This is a genomic window from Paludibacter sp., from assembly GCF_009712605.1.
GTDB lineage: Bacteria > Bacteroidota > Bacteroidia > Bacteroidales > Paludibacteraceae > Microbacter.
This window is the reverse complement of the sequence record NZ_WASO01000015.1, coordinates 234,638-258,144: the sequence shown is the minus strand read 5'-3', so window position 1 is coordinate 258,144 and position 23,507 is coordinate 234,638. Positions and strand designations below refer to the sequence as shown.

Here is a 23,507-nt window from a genome sequence, read left to right as displayed (position 1 = left end):
GTTTAGAAACGTTTTATATCGAAAACCAGTAGTTAAACTTGGCAAGAATGATATTATTCGGAAATATATTTTTTAATCCACTCAAGTTTGCACCTAAAGCCTGATTACCTGGCTGTGCGAAAGCTGTACGATCCTGCGACCAGACAAGATAAAATTGCGACCCCGGGCGATATTCCCATCTCAACACCAGATTAGACCGGAATTGACTAAAATCAAAATTAGGATTATCGAATTTATAATTAACAACGCCATTGTGGCTTTCTGACACGTCGTAAGCATTACCATTCAATGTAGGATTCAGCGCCGAAAATCGGTCGTTATAATCGACAGCCTTGGGGTTGGTCACATTTTTAAAGTCAGAGTATTTTCCTACTGAAGCAAACGGACTGCCATAATACTGAATCGACAGCTCAGGGGTTATGTTATAATCGGCTCTAAAGGTAATCCCCATGGTATATTGGTCTATTTTTCCAAGTATATACCTCTGTTGGTTGCCGTCAGTAGCAGTTGCAATGTATTGCAGGTCGTTCTTGTTTCTCGAATAATTAAACTTGGCTGAAAACTTCAGTGCATTGATGGGGGTATATGTTACACCTGGCTGGAGAGAATAATATCGTGCGCTGCCACATTTCGAATCAGACAATTCCGAGGTTAAGTCAAAAAATAATTTACGTGAAGGATCCGTTTTCATATACAGGCTTTTGTACCAAACGGAAGGTATCAGCATAGCACTTCCCCCGCGTAACAGGAAGGGATCCAATGCTTGTGTAGTATAACTGACCGTTGCATTGATCGCCCATTTATTCACAAATTCGAGATAGGCATTCAATTTTATATCAGACGACAAATATCTCCAACCAAAATCCCAATTGTTCGTTTCCGACAATGTGGCGTTGTAAGTACGGAATATGGATACTGGCTTATTTACAAAGTAATAAACTGAATTTTTTTGCTTAATAACGTCTGCCATTTGCATGTATCCCAGATCATTTAGATCGAGACCCGGTGAGCGCCATATCAGTTCGGTGGAATATCTCCACAAACCTTTACTGCCTTTCCCGATCTTGACATCTCCACCATAGCCCGATAAATAGTTAATGGAAGTATCAAGATGTGCACACTGAATATCAGGACGTTGATAATAGCGAGCCGAAGATTGCTGAAGATTCATCATTGCTTCATGGCTACCGGTGATGGTACTGCCCACGATTTTTGCATCTAAATAATACTCTTTGTCATGCCACTGATGCAGTAAATCAATTCCTCCGGTGTACGCATTACGGTTCAGAAACTCCAATTGCGGAGTATTAATAAATCGGTTTGTAGATGTCAGCATCCCACCAAGCACCGTATTGCCCTGTTTAAAATCCTGTTGAACCCGGACGATAGCATAATTTGTCAATGGCTCCACCCCCATTTTACTCCTTTCCCCAAACGAATCTATCGTAGCATATTCAGAAGCTGTAAGACTCTCCAGCACCCCTATAGAAAGTCCTTTAGCCGTTTTTCCACTGATTTTGGCAGCACCAAGAATGCTTGTATTATCTGGAAACTTCATAAATTGATTGTCTCCAAGAATGGGATAAAACGATGGAGCATGACCGATTCTACGGCTATAAAACAAGCTCGAGTTATCAAAATCAAAGCTGAAAATATTTTTACCTTCGAGAAAGAAAGGGCGTTTTTCGTCGTAAAAAGTTTCAAAAGCCGAGAGATTCATTACTGACGGATCTGACTCAACTTGCCCGAAATCGGGATTCACCGTCAGGTCGACAGTAAAATTACTTGTTAAACCGATTTTGGCATCCAAGCCTGCATTTCCATACCAGCTCTTGCCTGTGTTTGCAAAAGGATTGTTTGGTTCCGCCTTAACGGTTTTAAGCCGTCCCAGCACGTATGGCATAATTTCAATTCTTCTGGATTTTGGCAGTCCACTGATTCCGTGAAGTTCGCCAAACAAATACAAGATGCCCGGACCTGTTGAAGATTGCAGTTCCCATTCGCTCTCTTGTTGAAACCGATCGATCCAACGCCAGGCATGAAGCCCCCAAACCTGTACGGAATCATTGCTGTAACGAAGCTGACTCAATGGTACTTGAATCTCAGCTGTCCAGGCTGAATCTTCTTTTGATGTTTTCGCATACCATATTGGATTCCAGTTAAAGTCAACATTACAAGGATTTGTAATGACTAAATCGACCTTTTGCCCGGCAGCAGAGACATCAAATTCAAATCCGGTTCGACGATCGTGATAGCTATCAAAAGCAACTCCTACCATATCGCCGGTAAACTCATCTCGTCTCCCCGCCTTCCGGCAGATTTTTTCCGGTATGCTGTCAAATGCCCGTATTGCCACATAGATATTCTTATCATCGTAAAGAATTTTCATGAATGTCGGCTGCGAGGGTTTGGCTCCTTCATGTGGCAGCCATTGGGTATAATCGCCCGCCCATTCTCCCGTTTTCCAGCAAGCATCATTTAATTTGCCGTCTATGACAGGTTTTTCTGTTGAAAGGCGGGATGTATGGTATTTTCGCAAAGGTTTTGGGGCTACAATTTTTGTACTGTCATTTAGCCTATTGTCTTTAGGGCAAGCTTCCTGAAAATGGAAGAAAGACAAAACCAGCAAAAGGCAAAAAAATCCACAAGTGTTTTTCATGCGTAAATAATTGATTTTTAAAGGTCACATGCAACTCGTCCCGTTCTGCAGGGCTCGTTTCATATCAATAATAGTCGGTTATAAATTCCAAAGGTCGTATTTTTTGTTGTGTTTATTCGTCCATTTTATAAATTCGCTCCATCAATTGCCACTTTTGGTCGGCTATTGCTTCGGCAGAGCTATCCTGAAACTGCGACATGTGTGCTTCCCATTCGCTTTGACGGGGCTTTGTAGCAAGCTCAGCCATTGCTTTTTCATGGTCAAAATCGGCTACTGTATCCATTTGAAACTATCATGTACTCATACCGGGCACTAAAAATGTGGTTTAATGTTTTTCCATTGCCATAAATAAAACCGAAAGCTAAAAATGACGTTAGTAATAATGATACTTTTATCTTCTTCATAATAATAAATTTTATTTTTAGAGGAATGATTTGATCCGTTTAATTTCCATTACTCGCCTTTCCAAAAATCTTTCAGTTTTCGCTCCTGCAAGCATATTTCTTCAAAATCTACACTGCATTCTTTTCCCGATGGCGATTGGGCACTGAAACCAATACGCAGGTTATCTGTTTTGTCGAGTTTAAATCCACGGATTGGAAACCAACTTTTCCCATTTTCGGAATAATAAATAACGAATGTATTGCTTTTTGTCGACCCGGTTATCCTGTAGTAAACCCATTTTGAGTTGACAGCCATCGAGTTGCAATCATCTGAAATATCGTTGCACACAACCGAAACAACTCTGGGTTGTCCTTTGAAATCCGCTTCGAAGCAGAATTTTGCAAAATGGACACTGTCGTTATAAATCATCAGTACGCCTGCATCCCATTTCGACTTAAATTCAGGGGTAATTTTTGCAGTAAGGATAAAATCTGAATCAGGCCTAAATACCAACCGAGGTGATTTATTTACACTGAATCCCGGCATGACAAACAGATCGGTATTAGCTGGCGCAACTATTTGAATATGGTTCTCCCGCACAATTTTTAAATCTTTAGCCTTATTCTCAAAATGCATCGCATAAGGGATTGACGAAATATTAACTTCCTGCGCCTGCATATCGGTTATGCAGGATAAAACAATTACGAAAAATAAAACAAATGTTTTCATTGAATATGTGTTTAAAAATTACAATTCAGGGTTTTGCTCTCCAAGGCATCCTTGAAAAGAATAATCCCAGGGAAAGTCTGTTTCAATTGTTCTACTTTCTTTGCCCATTCCTCATACAGGGTTGGAGGCACATGCATTACAATAATGTATTTCGGGTTTAATGTCTTTTTTAGATAGTCCAAATCTACCTTCCCGCCATTCAATAGCTCGTAATTGACAAATGCAACGTTTACGGGTTCTTTCCATTGCCCGTTTTTTGCCATATAATCCTTGAACTGTTCCATTTTCGTATCGCCCGAATGAAAAATGCGTACTCCATCCATATTGATATAAAACCCAACATTTTTCATATATTGCTCAATATCAATGCCATCCTCGATATACGACATGTGTTTTAGCCCGAGAGCCGTCACCGTCACATTATCAATTGTACGTTTGATGCTTTTATTCGTTTCGGGTGTGAGCTCGCAAAACTGCTTTTGCAATTTCACGAACCGAAACTGTTCCCCGTCGATAAATACGAGTGATGGCTTGGTGGTAATCAGTTTCGCAGAAGGGAATTTGCTTAAATAATCGTTCATCAGTTTCGAATCGGAATGATCCTTGTGATAATGGGTCAAGAAGCAAAAGTTTATACTGTCGAATGGAGCCTTTGCATTCATTATTTGATCCAACAATTCTTTTGTCGGAGTTGCAAAATACCCGTATCCGTCTGTAAACAAGGCATCAATCAAAATCTTATGATGCTTTGTTTTGAGCATAAATCCTTCATTAGCAATGTATGTAACGTGCAAATCGCTTGTTCTGACTTGTGAAAATGCTGAGCTATAAATAGTCAGGGCTAAAATTAATCCTATAATCTTTTTCATCCTTTTTATCTTATTTGTATTTTAAACACTTCTGCAATGTTATTCGGAACATTATTTGGCTTCCGGATTACCAGTGCTTCCGGATTTTGCTCCCAGGAAATGTTTTCCTTGCTGCCAAGCAATTCAATTTTCTTGATTTTTTGCGTTCCAATATTTTTCACAAGCGATTTGAGTGAAATATCTTCGGATGAAACTCCCATTACAGTTGCATAAATCACATTTCCCTTTTGGGCATAACGAATATCTTTTGCGGTGTAAGCCAGTTTTCCCTCGTTGAATCCGGCGCCATCCAATTTATTTACGGCATCAACCGAAGGACCTTCACCAAAAACCTTCCATGGACGCGTATCGAAGATACTCTCTTTATTCACATCCATCCATGCAGCAATACCTTCGAGCACAGTCACTTCTTTGTCGTCAATCGTACCATCGCCACGAACGGGAATATTGAGCAACAGGTTTCCATTTTTGCTCACGATATCCACCAGCATACGGATAACTGTAGCTGCCGATTTGTAACCTCCGTTGTCGTAAATACCTCTGTTGTAATGCCAATCGCCAATACAAGTACAAGTTTGCCAGGCATTTTCCTGTGGTTTGTCGGGTGCGCCGCGTTCAACGTCCCAAACCATACATTTCTTTTGATCTTCGGTCAACTGCTTACCAAACATAACCGCTTCCAGCTTCCCTTTGTGTTGAGCCATGTTGGTGTTATAGTAGTGCGCCGCAATTTTCAATCCCGCATCACTGGCCGGATAAAGCGGTAATTTTGAATCATCAAAATACAACAAATCAGGATGGTAAAGATTGATTAGGTCCATGGTGCGGTTGTAAAACTTATCGCAATATTTCTGGCTTGGAGGACAAGCTCCATTGCCCCAGTCCCAGTGACCCCACAATGCCGTGATGTCTTTTTCGCTGTTTTTACTTAGCGGATGGCCTTGTTCATATAACTCCTGCGGATCAAGACCGTCCCACCAGGTTCCTTTCCCATCGGCTTTTGTCAGTCTTTTTGCATCGTAAGGCACTCCTTTCAACGGACCTGCTGTATCGGAGCGTTGCGCGGTTTCAAACCACGTCCAGGTATGCGAAGCATGTACACTTAAGCCGAAGGGCAGTTTGTATTTTTTTGCCGCTGCAGCCCAGCCGGCTACAATGTCTTTTTGGGGACCTACACGGACCGAGTTCCATTCCTGATATTTACTATCCCACAAATCGAGGTTGTCGTGGTGGTTGGCCATTGCAAAAAAGTATTGAGCACCTACACGTTTATAAAGTGCCACCAGTTTTTCCGGATTCCAGTTCAGTGCTTTCCAGTCGTGGATCACCTCCATAAAACCCGCTTTCGACGGATGACCGTAATGTTGAACATGCCATTTATATTGCCAGCTACCTTCGTTGTACATAAAACGTCCGTACCAGTCGCCCATCTCAGGTTGACATTGTGGTCCCCAATGCGCCCATATACCAAACTTGGCGTTACGAAACCATTCTGGCGCTTTGTACTGACTAAGCGATTGCCAGGTGGGTTCAAACCTACCCTGAGCAACAGGTTCCTTATCGGCGTTAACTATCACCATCTTATTATCCTGCGCTGACATATAAAAAGCGGTCAGGGCAAAGACAACACTTAAAATTCTTGTTTTCATGTTACTTGTATCGATTCTTGAATAAACTCATTCTCTTTTTTCAAAGAGCCGGTTCTTTTATTAATTTTCTGCTTTTATCGGTATAAATCACTCATCCATCTTATAAATCCGCTCCATCAATTGCCACTTTTGGTCGGCTGTTGCCTCGGCAGAGCTATCCTGAAACTGCGACATGTGTGCTTCCCATTCGCCTTGACGAGGCTTTGTGGCAAGCTCAGCCATTGCTTTTTCATGGTCAAAATCAGCTACTGTGTCCATTATCATAAATAGTTTTCTTCCCAAGAGGTATATCTCCATATCAAGAATACCCACATCTTTCATCCCCTGGGTTATTTCGGGCCATGCAGCGCCTTTTGCATGAGCTTTTTTATAGGCTTCGATTAATGAAGGATCGTTGCGCAACTCCATTGTTTTGCAAAATCTTTGAACCGATAAATGCATATGATTTTCGTTTATAAATTATTGTGTGATTGATTTCTCTTTCAAAAACTCACAGTGAGTTTGCTACCGCTATATGTAACCAACTTATCTGGTGAAATTGATAATTCTCCACCATGTCCCTGAGCAGTACCAACTACAACGATATTAAATTTCCGATTCGCAAGCATACCCGGGAATTGCCCCTTCCGTTTATCTATAGTCAGCGATTTTTGTTTATCGTTCCATGAAAAACGAATGGTGGAATAAATCCCTTTTTCATAGTTATAATTATCATTTTCATCTTCGTAGAGTGTGAATTCTCCATCTGCTCCCGGGTAAATACGGATTTCAAGATTGTCCCATTTCTTCTCTGTTGCATATTGAACTTTAGGTCCAACAGGCAGTATGGAACCGGCTTTTACATATAATGGAATAATGTCTAAAGGGACTTCCTTGTGAATGGTTTTTCCTCCTTCTGCCTTTTCACCAGTCCAGAAGTCATACCAATCGGTTCCTTTGGGCAAATAAACGTCTTTTGTTTTTACCGCACTGTAATCTTCTACCTTAACAGAATCTTTTCCCTGCAACTGTTTTTTCCAATACATAGGTTCTGTAACCGGGCTAACCAAAAGCGATTTACCAAACATAAATTCATCATTGAGATCAATAGCCTGTTTGTCAGTGGCAAAATCCATTACCAAAGCACGCATCATGCTCGACTGGTTTGCTGTTACCTGCCACGATGCAGAATATATATAAGGCAATAAGCTATATCTTAGATTTATATATTTCTCGATGGCATCGTAAGTAGGATTTCCTTTTTTGCCGAATTGGTAAAGCTCGCGCGGATACCCTTCGCCGTGCGAACGCATCATCGGACAAAAAGTGCCAAACTGCATCCAACGCACGTGCAACTCCCTGTAGTCCGGATTTTCAAGCGGGTTTTTGAAATTCTGCAGAAAGAATCCGCCAATATCTGAGTTCCAGTTTGGTATAGCTGAAAGCGAAAAGTTAAGACCTGTCGAGATCTGATTTTTCAAGGTTTCCCACGACGCAGAAATATCTCCCGACCAGGTATTGGCACCATAACGTTGCTGACCGGCAAATGCCGAACGGGTAAGAATAAAGACCCGTTTATCAGAAGTCACCTCACGTTGATGTTGATAAACTCCACCCACCGACATCAACGGATAAGCATTCCGCACTTTACGGAAACTGCCCAGGTAGGTCTTTGTGTCAAAATCGGCAGGTTTTTCATCCAAATGATCCGGTTCGGTTGAATCCATCCACCAACCATCCATACCCAGTTTGAAAATGCCATCGTTAAGGTATCTCCAGTACAAATCGCGTGCTTTCGGATTGTACGCATCGTAAACCTTTACACCGGAAGGATAATCCTTATTAACCGGGAATTTTTCGGAGCCGGATTCAGGCCAGGTCTTGAAATTGAACAAGGCATTCATTTTCTCCAATTCCCTGAATTGCTTCGTGTTTGGGCCAAACGAACTCCAAATGGAGATAATCATGTGGGCATTAAGCCCATGAACATCATTCACCATTTTTTGAGGATCCTGAAATCCAGGATTGAGAAATTCCATCGCATTCCACAGGTAATTATTGCCCCAATATTGCCAGTCCTGGATGATTCCGTCCAGCGGCACATTGAGTTCCCTGTATTTCTTCACAACATCGACCAATTCATCCTGAGTTTTGTAACGCTCGCGGCTTTGCCAGAATCCGTACGTCCACAACGGGAACATAGGAGCCTGCCCTGTCAGGTTACGCATACAGGCAATCACACCATCAGCATTACCTCCGTTCATCAAGTAGTAATCGATGCAATCGCCTACTTCCGATTTAAAAGTTGTACATTCCTGATTATCATCAAAATTCGTGGGCGAATAGTTGTCCCAAAACAGGCCATATCCCTTAACTGATTGGAAAAACGGGATATAATCATCGAGATTGCCCTGAATCATTTTAAGACTGACATTTCGTTTAGACATCTTTCCTTGTTGCTGTTGCCCCAGCCCGTAGATGCATTCGTCTTTGTCTAATTCGAAAGATTGAGATACGGTGAATGATTTTTCTCCTGCATCGTTAATCTCGGCAAATGAAGTACCGCCCACTTTTTCTTTTAGCAATGGTGTCTGAGCTGCGGAATAAAAATTTACCTGACCACTACCTAGATTAATATTTACGCTCAACGCTTTACTTTTCACCAGAAGAATATCACCCACTCTTTGGGCATTAAAAGAAACTTTCTCGGGTGATTTCACAACTGACAGACTATGTTTTGTACAGACACTGCCTTTCGGATATTTTACAACCCTTACTATGGAAGGGGTATAAAACTGAATTTCGACAGTATTTTCATTAATCTCAGTCTTCACTCCTGTCCCCGTCACGTCATAAGATTGGGCATTTGCGGTGCTTATTAAGAGCGAAAACAACATGAAAATTTTAAATACGTGTTTTTCCATTTAATCTATCAAATTTATTTTTGAAAATCAGGAAGGCCTTCTGTCTTCAAGCCTCATTTTGTTTCGATAAATTCAGGTTCGTAAGGTGCAACGGTAAAACTATCGTTATAATCCTTATCAAAAAGAATACTTCTGGATTTCCCCTTCATTGGTATCTGTTTCGGTTCTCCTGTTACATTCAAATACAAAAAGTGCGTTTTATCAATCTGACGCGCCATAACGCCCGATGGTACTTCCGGCCCCTTCTTTATGTTCAATTGGGCTATAAGCTCATCAAGCAATGGATTGAGAACACTGGCATCAGCCGGTAAACCAACATAAATAGCACGGCCTTTACCATATTTATTTGAAGTCATTATCGGATAATCTTTGTCCAGACTGGTAATGCTGCCAATCACTTCAGCTCCTTTCGGCTCAATTACATCGAACCTTGCCGACTGCATATCAACGGCTTTTCCTTTGTATGTAAATTCAAGAGCTTTTCCTTTATAAGATTTGCGTGAAATCTCATTCATCGACTCGGTTTCTTCGAAACTACCGATCCGGATTCCAAAGACATCGCTTAATTTTCCGGGGTGAGTTGATTTAAATACCTGCCCCGAAGCATCCACCAAAGCCGAATTGCTGGTCATGATTACCGTACCTCCATTTTTTACAAATTCACGGATTTTATTGGCTGTCAAGTCATCCATAACCGTAATACCGGGAACAAAAAGCACTTTATATTTCAATGCGCTTTTACTGATTTCCACAACATTTGCATCCATATTGCGCGAGTAAAAAAGATTCCAGCAGGCTTGCAGCTGATTTTCCTGTTGTTCCGGGAATGAACTACTGGCTATTTGACTCGGGAAAGAAAATGCAAGGCCGACTTCCGGTTGCGATTTGTAGGGGAAATACTTTTCAATCTTTTTAAATTCGGAGGCTATTTTCTTATATTCTTCGTACTTACGATTCGGAACTCCATCCCAATCCAACATTCCTTCCAGGTATTGCTCTTCTCCGCCCCACATGCTTTGCCATGTCCATCCGCAAACCATCTGATTGCCATACATCAATGTGGCATACGCCGATTTGCGAATTGAATTGGGGACAGCTGTCATCGTCGTAAACTCACTGCACCAAAAAGGATTAGTACTCTCGAATTGAATTCTTGATATTCCAAATGCTGCATTCATTACGCCCCAGTTTGTGGTCAGGGAGCTTCCGGGATAAAAACCACAACCTTCACGAGCCATTTTTCCCGAATATGCAATTTCAGACCAGTCGATATATTTCAACGGGCTATAGTACCAGGCATTGGTATTTGTGAGGACACCCGGCGCATTGCTGTTGACTTTATCCAAAACGGCAAACAAAAAGTTATTCACTTCGCTGGAAACAAACGTGCGGAAGTCTAAGATTTTTTCGGGAGCGCCGTTTTTCTGTCCTTCGGATGGAAGACCAACTTCTTCAAAGTTGTTCAACCGACGCGACCAACGTTGGGTAGCCCACGCTGTATTCAACTCTTCAAGAGTACCGTATTTCTTGTGCAACCACTCGGCAAACCGTAACCGAACAGTTTCTGAATAAGAAATAGGGCCGTCACCTGACTCGTTATCAACGCCAAACGCCAACAATGCCGGGTGTTTGGCATATCTTTTTGTCAGCATGTCGGTATATCGAAGCGCATACTTTTGATAGTTGGGATCTCCCGCATCGTCCATATAGCGGTGGTTGGGATATAACTGGTTGCCGGTAGCACTGACCACATCTATCGATGGGAATTTCTTGTGCAACCAAATAGGGGCTGGATGTACGGCAATATCCAGAATAACCTTAATACCTGCCTCGTTCATCATATCCATTACCTTATCAAACCACTCAAAGTCAAACTGACCTTCAGCCGGTTCGTAGCTATCCCATGCCAAATGGCCCATGCGTACCACCGTGAAACCTGCGGCTTTCATTAACTGAATATCACTCTTAATTTTTTCGATATTCTTATCATCGTGAGGATGGTAATTGGTTCCAACATACAATCCTTGGGCTTGCAACACGCAGCCAAAAAACATAGTAACAATAAAAAGCAACAAAAACCTGGAGTTTTTCATGTATAATTTGATTTTAACGGTTAAACGAGCAACTGCGATACGGACTAATTAATTGATTCGTAAAAGTATGATGCCTATTTCTGAGTAATACCTTTCCATTCGTCCGTTCTGAATGGTACAGCAGGCAATCCTTCCGAATTCATCAGATTGCAAACCGGATTATCCGCCCAGGCATAACGCACGGCTACCGGCTTGCTTACTTTGTCGGGAAAAACCACCACCTGATCGCCTTTTATTGTTGCTTTTGCCCAATAAAATTGTTTGTCATCGCCGGCAATAGCAAAGCCGGTCACTTCTTTTCCATCACTGGTTTTCAGTCCTTTTTCTGCATGTGAAAAACGAATATGAATTTCTCCCCCAATGATGCTGAGACTTTTAAACATTGGCCCACTTGCGATTACATTTTGTTTATACACCTGCTTTTCAGCAATCAATGCCAACCGACGACCCACTTCTTGTTTGTTCAGCGGGTGAATGGTTTCTGCATCTCCAATATCAATAATACAAGCCATTCCGGTATTGGGTTGTGAAAGTGTCATGGTTTGTGCTTCACGCAATTCGGCCCATTCGCTTTCCATCGGTTTCGGCTGTATTTTCTTGTAATTTGCCAACTGTACAAATAAGAACGGAAGGTTACCCTGCCCCCAACGTGCTCTCCAGTCTGCAATCATCATCGGAAATAATTTCCGGTAATTATACGCTGCCGAGTCGTTTGCTTCTCCCTGATACCAGAGAAATCCTTTGATCCCGAATGGAATAAGGGGATGAACCATTGAATTGTAGAGCACCGTAGGATAATACTGATAATTGAATATCTTAGGAAAAGTGGATTCAAGATTTTTTTGATATTTCCACTTACCGGCCAAAGATAATTTTGAATTTCCATCAGCCAGATATAAATCTTCTGCAGGTGGATTTATTCCACCTCCGCTCCATATCATCGCGATTCGGATGGCAATGGTATTCTCTCCTTTCTTCACAATGCCTGCCGGAATCTTATAGGAGTGATTCTGAGAGCTATTCCAGACGGATTTACAGACTTCAACGCCATTAAAATAGAGCGAATAATTCATTTCGGGATGCCCGATATTCAGTATCAGGTCTTTTCCTGAAAAGGATTCGGACAACTGAATCTTCTTTCGCATCCAAATCATTCCTTCGTAAGCTCCAATTCCGAAATCTTTAATCAGTCGGGGCATTTCTACAGTCGGCCAGGCAGCATCATCGTAATCTATTGTCGGAACAACTTTATCGGTATTGTTTTGAGGGTTATACACAATGTTCCACAAACGAACCCAGCTCAGGCTGTCCTTCACAAAGTGCATTGGTGTGAGCGTGTCGTTGCTCAGCGTCCTTGCCCGTGTGATGGGCGATGAGAGCAATTTCTCGCGACTTGTCCACGCTTCAACCGGAGTGCCGCCCCGTGAAGGCTGTACAATCCCGATTGGCACATTTTGATCGGTATGTATCTTGCGCGCAAAGTAATACGCCACAGCCGAAAAATCTTTCACATTTGTCGGGTCGCAAACTTTCCATTTGCCCGAAAGAATATCGTTTTGCGGCGTTAATTTCATATCCTGCGCCACAACGATGAAGCGTATCTGAGGATAATTGGCTTTTGCTATCTCGTTTGCTGCATTCTGAGCCTGTTTTACTGACCAGTCCATGTTGGATTGACCGGAAGCCAGCCACACATCGCCAATAAGAATTTCCTTGCATTGAATCTTAGTCTCCGGCGTTCCCGCTTCAGCAATTGTAAGGGTATATGGGCCGCCCGCTTTGAATTTAGGAAAGCGAACCATCCATTTTCCCGCTTCATCGGTTTTTGCTTTAACCTCACTATTTCCAAGCTTGGCAACAATTTGCGTACCGGGTACAGCATTTCCCCATACAGGAATGCGAATATCGCGCTGCAAAACCATACTATCGCCAAAAACCTTGGGCAACGATATTTGCGCTGAAACCAACGACGCAAAGAAACAAAGAACGATACTTAAAATGTTTTTTTTCATGGTAGTTGTCTCTTATTGTTTTTCGAACCGGGCAGCCCAACCACCAGCTGTTGCCAGATTAATTACTATCTTATCTTTATTGGTTAATATCTTTTCCTCACGTTTGAAATCAGTGGCATCGCGGTCGGCGTTGATGCCATCGCTGAATATTTCGGCTTTATATTTTCCTTCGGGCAGAAATGACAAATCGACTGTCAGCGTGCGGGCATCCCAGTTGGTTAATGCTCCAACATACCAGTTATCATTTTTGCTGCGAGCCGTCACTATATATTCTGAAACTTTCGCATCCAAAACCACTGTGCGATCTGTTACTGTTGGCACTTTCACCATAAAACGTGTACATTCGGCTTCCTTGCGGTAAGCGGTGGGATTGTCGCACAACATCTGCAACGGAGCTTCAAACACCACATACATTGCCATTTGATGCACACGGGTTCCCTGACTCATAGGCATTGAGTTAGACGGTTGGAAATTTTCTTTTGTAGCATTTCGCATGGCTCCCGGAGTATAATCCATCGGGCCAGCCATCATTCGGATAAACGGAAGTGTAACATCGTAAGGCGGCATGTTATCATGCGCCCATTTTACATTTTCCATCCCTTTTACACCTTCAAAATTCACCACGTTAGGCCACGTTTTTTGTATGCCTGAAGGTTTCATGCCATGATAATCGAGCAACATTTTATGCTGTGCTGCCAGTTGTGCTATGTCGTAGCACGAGCGCATCGATTTTTGATCGTCACGGTCGAAAAAGTCCACTTTAAAGCCCTTTACGCCCATAGCTGCATATTTCGCAAAGGCTTTTTCCTTCACAATATCCAAATCGTGCCAGGCAGACCAAAGGATAATTCCTACATTTTTACTTTTAGCATAATCGAGTATCGTTTTAAGGTCGATTTCATCTGATGAAGTGAGTATATCACGCCCTTTGTACCAACCTTCATCAAGCACCACATATTCAACCCCGTACTCCGAGGCAAAATCGATGTAATATTTGTAGGTCTGTGTATTAATTCCGGCTCTGAAATCGACGTGCGAGATATTCCAGTTGTTCCACCAGTCCCAGGCTACTTTTCCGGGCTTGATCCACGAAGTATCTGCAATACGTGAAGGAGCGGCCAATCGTTGCACCATGTCGTTATCTGCTAATTCTTTATCGTTTTTACTGATAAAAACCACACGCCACGGAAATTCGCGTGCTTTCGAGGTTTTAGCAATAAAATCGGCCCGTTTGCTTACCCAGTAATTCAAATTTTCGTAGCCACCAACTCTCTCATTCAGGGGAGATTTTGGGAAAACACCTACAAATCCCTGTTTTGTTTGTTTATTGAGATTGAGGTACATTCCGGGATAATCTTCCAAATCAGTTTCCATCAGCAGGGCTTTCTTTTGGTTTCCCAGATCGACCAGTAAAGGAAGAATTGCAAGGGAATCGATGCGGAATTGCGAGATATTTGTCTGGTCGTAGATAATTTCAAAAGGAGTTTGAAATTTGTCACCCTCGCGTGGATCGCGCGTGTAAGGGACCCAGCCCTTGTGGTCGGTTTTGAAATTAAAGTTTGCCTGCTCATCGGCAATCACAATTCCATCTTTCTTCGTGGAAAAGAAACGGTAGGCAACGCCGTCGTTATAAGCTCTGAAAATCAAACCATAATCACCTTTGAAGGTAATGGTCATCTGATTATAATTGTCCGCGATCTCTTGCTTTCGGTAATTAACCGCTTTGATTGTCGAGTTTATCGTAGTTCTTTGGGTTGACTTTATCTTAGCATCTTTTCCTAATATTGTTCCGTCAGCCAACAGCAGAGAAATATTTGAAGGAGATATTATTGTTTCGCCGGCCTGAACTAAAGTCCAGCTTAGATCTGAACCAACTTCTAGTTGCAATACTATTTGTTTATCCGGAGATAATAGTCGCATTTCAACAGGAGTGGTCATAGACAAACAAACCTGAATCGAAAATAATGAAATAAAAAGCAATGAGATTATTCTGATGTTTTTCACGTAAATATATTTTTCTAATTATCAAATCAATACACTAAAAGTCGAATTTCTTCGCTTGGCTTAACCATCCTTTTTCTTCAATTAATCCCCTCTGCATAATCGAACCAGTCAAAATCGGCAGGATTGGCATTCGCCCGCCCATTTCCGGAAGCATACATACCAATATACGTACCGGTAAAACCTCCGATCATCTCGGTAGATATGTCTTTGGTCAACGCAGAACCAAGCAGCCTGTCAGGTTTTCCTTCCTGCAGCACCCAGAATTTGTACTGATTTTCCGTAGCAGTTATGCGTAAAACGATGTCGCCATCAGCAATTTGTCGGGAATTCACGCCGGTAATTTTGCCTTTCAGGTATTTTCGGAACATGGCAACCCGCGTTCCTTTCACCTTTGTAATCAATAAGTCAAAATGGTTATGATCATCACCGCGAACCGTCAAACCGGCTTCTTCATTTGCCGCTGTCGGTATAAAACTTATTTTGGATGAAGCCGTCACATTGAATGCCGTTTGCCTGCGCCCCACAAAAGCAGGCGAGTCTTTATCGTTCAAACTGACGCCGGATCCTTTTAGCCTGAGGTAGCCGGGTTTTTCGGTTAATGACCAATCTTGACCATACGGCACTCTGAGAAAATTCCAGGGTAACCGCAAAACACTGCTGTCAAAATTATCACGAACTGGCTCTTTCTCCCAAACATGTTCGGGAAGATTCGGGCATGGAAACCGCTCTTTCACCACCCCATCGACACCTCCCTTGGGCCAGCCATCCGGGCTCCAGGTAACAGGAGCAAGATACGTTTCTCTTCCTAAGTGATGAAATTTACCTCCGGTAGGTCGGATACCCAGACAAACTAACCACCAACTGCTATCCGCCAATTGTAACAAATCGGCATGTCCTATAGCCTGAATCGGGCTTTGGGGAACCTTCATATTGGACACAACCGGATTGTAAGGGCTTGCATCAAACGGTCCCCAAGGCGTTTTGCTTCTCTGAATCACTTCCCGGTGTTCGTATCCGGTGCCACCTTCGGCTGACATCAGATAATAATAACCGTTTATTTTGTACATGTGCGGCCCTTCGGGGGATGAACCACCCAGTCCGGCGGCAACTTTCCGTAGCGGCGTTATAAATTTTCCTGTAGCAGCATTGATAGTTCCTGTCATAAAACCGCCCTTGTTGTCGGGACTGATCCAGTACATGCTATCGTTGGCAAACATCATCGAAGGATCGACATTCCAGTTGCCTATCCAAATCGGGTCAGACCATGGCCCTGCCGGATTTTTGGCTGTTACGTAAAATACTCCCTGCGAGCCATTTCCGCCATAATTTGTGCATGAGACGTAAAAGGTGCCGTTGTGGTAACGCAGTGCCGGAGCAAAATTGCCCCCTGATGAGGATGCCCCTCCTACCGGACAGTTGTTTGCCCGGGACAACACATATCCGATCATTTTCCAATGCACCAAGTCTTTGCTATGATAAATTGGAAGGCCCGGAAAATACTCAAATGTAGCAGTAACCATATAAAAATCGTCATTGACACGGCAAATACTCGGGTCGGGATTCATTCCCGTGATAATGGGATTCTTATATGTTTTCTGACTAAAAATAAAACTGCTCAACAATAACCCTACGAGGACCAAATATATTGATAATCTTGCTTGTAACCTAACTTTTATCACCATTATTTATAATTTTACCAAATTGAAGAAGATCACATCATTTTCCCTGATATCCAATTTCTTAACAAAAGATTGACCGGATTGTATATTAACAATCTCTCTGATAAATGGTGATCCGTCGTTCAGTTTTTTGATTTGTTCCACCTGAGTTCTATTCAATTGTGATGGTTTTCCTAAATCGAGATAAGAAGAAAAGGCATCATTACACCGATATCCAACTTTATAAATTTCGAATGCATAATGTCCTTCCGGAATTTTTGAGAAGTTAACCGTGAGCTTTCCTTTTGCTTTGGAAGGCAAATCCTGTACGTAATATTTTTGATTATGCACTGAATCACCGGGATGTGTATTCGTGAAGTCCCAACAAAGCAATTGAACATCGCCGTTGTCATTTTTAGTTGCCCACGAACGTTTGTCTGAAGTCGCCAGCTCCGTTTTTCCGAGTTTATTCATCAACTGGTAAGCATAAAAGGCCGGCTTGGGAATTCCCTGAATGTTCAGCAGTCCGAATCCGCCGTGAAAAGGTGTGAAGCGGGGACCTGATTCCTCAAAAATATCGGTAAACACCCAATATGACATAGAATTGGCCGCATTTCCAACCTGCTTGATCTTTTCCAGAATATACGCAGCTTCGTGATAACTGTCATGCAGCGGATCCGCAGGAGTGTATGAGGAACTCCATTCGGTATAATGCAATTCCAGATTGGGTTTGGATGAAGCGGCAATCTCTTTGTGCGACTGAAGCACATCACCACTGACACTCATCGAATCTTTACTCAACACAGTACCTCCTACTCCATATTCATCAAGAAATCCTTGCTTTACACCATACGAATGCGTACTGATAAAGTCAATTGGAATGCTGTTTTTGGTGCAATAGTCAATCATTTCGCTTTCCCAGGCAGCACCCGCTGTTCCTGGTCCGCCAACTTTATATTCCGAATTTACACTCTTGATTGCTTTGGCTGTGTATTGGTACAACCTGAAGTAATCAGCTTGTGTGCCGGACCAGAACCCCGGCGAAAGGTTCGGCTCATTCCAAACCTCAAAATACCATGTTTTCACTTCATCCGCACCGTAACGATCCGTGAAGTGTTGCGCCAGATTACGGATAAAATCGCCCCATTTATTATAATCTTTAGGCGGAGTCACATTTCCTTTCCACCAAAAGATAGTTTGGTTGCCACTGGCCAACGCATTAGGCATAAAACCTAATTCCACAAAAGGCTTCATACCGATACTTAACAAAAAATCATACAGAGCATCCACATACATGTAGTTATAAATGGGATTCCCTTTACCATCTTCGGTATATACGGCCATATCATCCGTCAGCAAACCGTGCATACGAATGTATTTAAAACCACACTCTTTTTTAACGTAAGCCAACTGTTGTTGCCAGTCTGCACGCAAGCCTTCATTAGCTCGTCCGGCCCCTACGCATTCTTTGAACATGGTATTCATTGGCCCGGATGTCTGATTGAAGTCGACATTTATCACTCGTTCCGGTATTTCTTGCTTTTTATTTTTCCGATTCACTCCCATAACCGGAAGAATCATCAAACATACTAATAATGCTACTATTACACGGTTTGCTTTCATTTAGTTCAGTCTATTTTTTTGATTAGATGGTGTCCAGTTTTCATTTTCCTCCTGCAAAAATTGCATCAATTGTGCGTTGATCTTTTACTGCATTATTTAGCCGATCCACGGCTCCTCCGGTATCCCACCAGAAAGGTTTTACTCCATGATCCAATGCCTGCTTGGTAACAAAGGTGATCCAATAATCAACCGAAGCTTCGTGTGTTGGCATATCTTTGGGTAAATTTGCAGAACCATCACGTCGGTAAGCTCCATACTCACCCATCAAAACCGGAATTCCTTTATCAACAAACGTCTCTTTCATTTTCTGGAAGTCTGCGAGATGGGCGTCCTCTTCACCATACGTAGCATTACGGTCAGGTTCAATGGTTGAATGATGGCCGCTACCCCAGTAGTAAAGCATTTTACCCCAGACCTCGTCTGATTTCCCGAAACAAAACTGTGACGGGTTATAGTTATGCACTTCAACCATCAAGCGGTTGGGTATCGGGTCATTAGGAAGCGCACCCATCAATTGAGGCGTCAATGACATACTTGTATTGGGCCCTTGAAGTACAAGAACACGGTAGCTGTTTTTTCCACCCGTGGAACGAACAGCATTTATGAAAGTTTGGTGATATGAGGCGAGAATTGCCATCGTTTCAGCTTTGTCTGCATTCGGTTCGTTAGCGCTGGCAAACATCAGATGCTCATCAAAGTCGCGCATAGAGGTGGCGATTTGCTCCCACAAAGCTTTTTGCTTTGCATTGACAGAATCTTGCTTTGCTTGACTGATGTTGTTTTCCAGCCATCCACCATCCCAGTGAATGTTAAGCAGAACATACAGGTCGTTATTCACACAATAACCAACTACTTCTTTTACCCTGTTGATCCAATTCTGATCTATATGAGCAGTAGCTTTGTTATCGATATGAATATTCCAGGAACACGGGATGCGAATAGCCGTGAAACCTAATTGCTTTATAGATTTTACATACGACTCTGTAATTTGGGGATTGCCCCAACCTGTTTCTCCACCCAGAGCCTCAAGCGTATTCCCAATATTCCATCCAAATTTGAATTTGGCCGCCAGTTGTACAGCAGTACTCATGCCGGTAGCATCCGGAGCTTTTGGGGACGTGTTGTAGGACGGGAATATTTGACTTGCCTGAGACACAGACACCCGTCGGGATTGCCCGTTTTTCGAATCAACAGACAGGATCGCAGAACGAATTGCACCTGTGTCATTAAGCTTTGTGGTAAGGTGGATAGAGTCGCTGCCATTACCTCCAGAGGTTTTATCCAGTTGAAGCCATGTTGCAGAATTATTAACATTCCAATCATTATTGCAGGTGACTCCCACAGCCAACGTTCCTCCTGCTGCCGGGAAAGAGACCGAAGCCGGAGATACTGTCAACTGAGAATCTAATTCTGCCGTCTTTGAACAAGATACAACTGGAAAAATCAGTAACGACAATGCGCAAGCTAGTATTTGGTTTAATCTCATTTGTAAATATTTTTATAGTTTAGCGTTAGTTTAGGGGCGTTAACCCGGTCTTTTTGGAACAGTATGAGTCGCAAGTAGAAAGATTGGCTTTAGGCCATTGATCCGGATTGCAAACTCCGACCAAAAACTCCGAAGTAACGCCCCATTCTGTAAGTTAGTTGTAAAACACGACAAGCATTTTTACTTGATTTTTACAACTCTGAAATTATCAAATCCACCATAAAATCCTGTTGTTGTAGTTGATGTACCGTAATTATTGATAAACACGCTACATCCGGTATTTCCTGTAGGCCCTAATAAGTTTGCTAATGTTGTTACTGAAGCCCCTTTCCCTTCACCCAACGTAGCATCTTTCGCCCGGAACATGGAAAGCGGAATGGTTACCGTTGTCCAGCCCTTGGTTGTATATGCGGCCGTGGCTGTCGAGGAAATTTGCCAGGGTTCGTACCGGGCGGTGTATGAACCGGTAAATCCTGATTGAATACAAACAGCACCTCCGTTCCATACTTTTGGAATGTTTATTTCAAATTTAATAGCCCAATTATCAACCGGATCATTCATATTGGCAGCGGGTATCCACTGAGCAGCACCGAGGGGTATGCTGCTGCCCTTAACTCCGGCAGCCAGAGTTCCTTCGTTGATCGACATGAACATCCCTGGATTGGTTGCCATATCAGCACAAAGAGTTAACCATCCTCCGGTTCGGCTGGCGTCGCTTACCGAGAGATTGGCACCTCCCCACCAGCCCCATCCAAATGCACTGCCCCATTCCATATTGGCTAACACGCCTGTTGTGGCACTTCCCACATACTGTACATTATACTGGTTATAGACATCATATACGGTGGTAGCTGTTCCAAACACGGTGGTTACTGATGCCGGTCCACTATGTACAGACGACGGCAAAACAAAACCGATAGAGTTTCCTTTGGCGGCTAACTTATAAGAAGTAATAGCCACTCCTCCAAAAGTAAATGTCTGGACACCTTTAAGGTAGGTTCCATAAACATAAACTGAATCGCCAGGAACGGCATTTTCGTTGGAAGCACCTGTAATAGTTGGAAGAGCAACTATGTCAAAACTAGCGGAACCACTTTTTGTTGTGAGCAGTACCTTTCCTGATGTTGGGGCAGGAGACGGCATCACAAAACCAAGAGATGTACCATCAAGGTTTGACTTATACGAGCTAATTTTGGCACCTCCATACGTCAGGTTCTCAACTAAAACCAGATTTGTTCCATACAGAAAAACCGAATCACCCGGGTTGGCAAAGACATCTGAAATAGCAGTAATAGTCGGCGCTGGAGGACCCAGCTTAAAAGAAAACGATGCTGTACCCGTTGTTGTTTTATATTCTATAGTATAGAGTTTATTCATATCTATTGTCGAGAACAAGATGGAAGGTATCTGCACCACAGCATGATCTGACGAAAACAATGCATTATTAAAAGTAGCCGGTACACCATCAAATGATATTTGAAGGGCATCCTGAAGGTATTTTCCTTCAATAACCACCCACTGTCCTTTCGCCACTGCGCTATTGATAATGGTATCATTGGGAGAAGCTACATAATTTCTCACAGCAGTAATTACCGGCGAACCTATAGTATCATTTTTACAAGATGTCAGCAGAGCGCAAAATGCAGTCATGCAGCACACAAGTAAAAAATACATTTGTCTATGTGATATTTTTTTCATGTGATCAAAGTTTTAGAGTTATCAATAATAAGGCACCGGTGCATCAGCCAGTTTTGGATCTGAAGTCAACTCTGATGCCGGGATAGGCAAGGTAAATGAACCGATAGTTGGCGCAACAATCGGCTGAGGACCACCAGCTTCACCAGCCGGAGTTGTGGTAGCCACCCCCTTGTCGTATTTAAATGTAACACGCTGCTGATTAGAAAGGACAGACAACGCTTTTGTCGGGTTGTAATACGAGAGCCGTACTAAATCAATCCAATATTGGCCTTCGAATGCCAGCTCAATTCTTCTTTCCCGATAAATAGCATCGAGATCTAATGTAGCAACCGGATCAACCCCTGCTCTTGTACGGACTTTATTAAAATAAGACAGAGCATCGGCATCGGTAGTGGAAGCATTATTACCCAAAACAGCCTCGGCATAAATGAGGTAAACATCTGCCAATCGAAGAATTGCGTTATGTTCAACTGATGACCAGATATCCATGGTTGGTGCATTATTATCTTTCTCATTGCCGATAATATGTTTCTTCATTGCTTGCCCCGTAGACTTGTAACCGCCACCGGCTGCATTTAGTTCGGGATAATAATCTCCGTTGAGCATAAAACTTGCTTTTCGTCTTACCGTATCTTTTGGAGAATAAAGTAAATACAAATCGTAAGTAGGAGCCAATGGCGTCCACGCTCCGTTCTTTTGCGGGTTAATATCATTGCTGGGCGAATACGTTAGCCAATGGTTACCGTTACTATAGCCCACGCCGGCTGTCCATTGAAGGGAAAATAATGATTCCTGGTTGTCATTATACTGTGCTCTGAAAAGGTTATAATAATTCGGCAACAAAGACAACCCGCTGTTTTTGCAAACATTACCTGCATATTTTTTTGCATTATCCAAATATTCCTGATTGCGGGTACCGCCTGTTTGACCCAAGCCTGCCGCTGTTAAATATACCTTGGCCAGCATTCCTTGTGCTGACCATGTAGTTACTCTACCCGACGCATCAGTTGTCGGAAGATTCTGGGCTGCATAAGTCAGGTCGGCAATAATAAATTTATACACATCGGAAATAATGTTCCGGTTCAGTAACGGATTCTGTATCAATTTACGGTTATCCTCAATAATGGGTACTGCACCCCACATTACAGCCAAATGATAATAGGCTACAGCGCGGATAAACCGGGCTTCTGCAATTGCTGCATTTTTGTCGGTTGCAGATATCGAAGACGCAGCTTGCTCCTGTATGGCATTAATTACCGTATTACATTGTGCCACTACATTGTACAAGCCGGTCCACCCACTGGCAACAACACTATTCTGAGCTGTAATGGTACGGGTGTACAACTGAACAAAATCGCCAAACCATGCAAAATAAGCGTTACCACTCAAAATATCACCAAGGGGCAACAAAGCACTATTGTGCCACTGCATCCATGGAGCTCCCCCATAAAGGCTTGCTGTTGCAAGTCGCAAATCTGAAGTCGTTTGATAAAAATTATTAGAGCTGATTTGCGATTGAGACGGCCGATCCAAAAAGCTTTCCGTACATCCTCCGGCTATAACTGCAAAAAACAGCAATAACGGAATGATTGATTTATTTATTGATTTCATGTGTTCATTTTTATTTTTTAAATAGTTGTCACATGGAACTCGCATCCCGATAGCTATCGGGGCATGGTCTTTTGGTTTAAACGTCTGTTTTAATGCTCGTTTCATATGATAATAATTTTCTTATTTCAC

The 23,507-nt window shown here is 42.6% G+C and carries 15 protein-coding genes; all 15 read right to left on the bottom strand.

Features of this window, described 5'->3' with window-relative positions; all coding sequences use genetic code 11:
• Positions 1-13 precede the first annotated feature (13 nt).
• Positions 14-2,659: a DUF5916 domain-containing protein gene (locus F8N35_RS13560; RefSeq protein WP_293054060.1), complete on the bottom strand. Its 2,646-nt coding sequence runs from the start codon at positions 2,657-2,659 to the stop codon at positions 14-16.
• Positions 2,660-2,771: 112 nt separating this feature from the next.
• Complete coding sequence (locus F8N35_RS13555) at positions 2,772-2,942, bottom strand: L-rhamnose mutarotase (RefSeq protein WP_293054057.1); 171 nt, start codon at positions 2,940-2,942, stop codon at positions 2,772-2,774.
• Positions 2,943-3,112: 170 nt separating this feature from the next.
• A complete protein-coding gene (locus F8N35_RS13550) occupies positions 3,113-3,772 on the bottom strand; it encodes a DUF1349 domain-containing protein (RefSeq protein ID WP_293054054.1) in 660 nt (219 codons plus the stop codon).
• An 11-nt stretch (positions 3,773-3,783) separates the two neighbouring features.
• Entirely contained in the window at positions 3,784-4,641 is an 858-nt protein-coding gene (locus F8N35_RS13545) for an MBL fold metallo-hydrolase (protein WP_293054051.1), read from the bottom strand.
• A 5-nt stretch (positions 4,642-4,646) separates the two neighbouring features.
• Positions 4,647-6,290 (bottom strand): alpha-L-fucosidase, encoded by a 1,644-nt coding sequence (locus tag F8N35_RS13540; RefSeq protein ID WP_293054048.1) that lies wholly within the window; start codon positions 6,288-6,290, stop codon positions 4,647-4,649.
• A gap of 87 nt (positions 6,291-6,377) precedes the next feature.
• Positions 6,378-6,731, bottom strand: a complete 354-nt coding sequence (locus F8N35_RS13535) for an L-rhamnose mutarotase (RefSeq protein WP_293054046.1) — start codon at positions 6,729-6,731, stop codon at positions 6,378-6,380.
• A 41-nt stretch (positions 6,732-6,772) separates the two neighbouring features.
• Positions 6,773-9,193, bottom strand: a complete 2,421-nt coding sequence (locus F8N35_RS13530) for a TIM-barrel domain-containing protein (RefSeq protein ID WP_293054042.1) — start codon at positions 9,191-9,193, stop codon at positions 6,773-6,775.
• 53 nt (positions 9,194-9,246) lie between these two features.
• Positions 9,247-11,286 (bottom strand): beta-galactosidase, encoded by a 2,040-nt coding sequence (locus F8N35_RS13525; RefSeq protein ID WP_293054040.1) that lies wholly within the window; start codon positions 11,284-11,286, stop codon positions 9,247-9,249.
• 74 nt (positions 11,287-11,360) lie between these two features.
• Positions 11,361-13,298, bottom strand: coding sequence for a sialate O-acetylesterase (locus tag F8N35_RS13520; RefSeq protein ID WP_293054038.1), 1,938 nt, complete (start codon positions 13,296-13,298; stop codon positions 11,361-11,363).
• 12 nt (positions 13,299-13,310) lie between these two features.
• Complete coding sequence (locus F8N35_RS13515) at positions 13,311-15,302, bottom strand: glycoside hydrolase family 97 protein (RefSeq protein ID WP_293054035.1); 1,992 nt, start codon at positions 15,300-15,302, stop codon at positions 13,311-13,313.
• A gap of 77 nt (positions 15,303-15,379) precedes the next feature.
• Positions 15,380-16,984 carry a glycoside hydrolase family 43 protein gene (locus tag F8N35_RS13510; RefSeq protein WP_293054032.1) on the bottom strand — a complete coding sequence of 535 codons (1,605 nt, stop codon included), beginning with the start codon at positions 16,982-16,984 and terminating at the stop codon, positions 15,380-15,382.
• 3 nt (positions 16,985-16,987) lie between these two features.
• A complete protein-coding gene (locus tag F8N35_RS13505) occupies positions 16,988-18,583 on the bottom strand; it encodes a glycoside hydrolase (RefSeq protein ID WP_293054029.1) in 1,596 nt (531 codons plus the stop codon).
• Positions 18,584-18,623: 40 nt separating this feature from the next.
• The gene (locus F8N35_RS13500) at positions 18,624-20,069 is read right to left on the bottom strand and encodes a cellulase family glycosylhydrolase (RefSeq protein ID WP_293054026.1); all 1,446 of its coding nucleotides are present in this window, start codon (positions 20,067-20,069) and stop codon (positions 18,624-18,626) included.
• Between the two features lie 180 nt (positions 20,070-20,249).
• On the bottom strand, positions 20,250-21,719 hold the full coding sequence (locus F8N35_RS13495) for a glycan-binding surface protein (protein WP_293054023.1): 1,470 nt from the start codon (positions 21,717-21,719) through the stop codon (positions 20,250-20,252).
• A 69-nt stretch (positions 21,720-21,788) separates the two neighbouring features.
• Complete coding sequence (locus tag F8N35_RS13490; RefSeq protein WP_293054020.1) at positions 21,789-23,378, bottom strand: RagB/SusD family nutrient uptake outer membrane protein; 1,590 nt, start codon at positions 23,376-23,378, stop codon at positions 21,789-21,791.
• Positions 23,379-23,507 lie beyond the last annotated feature (129 nt).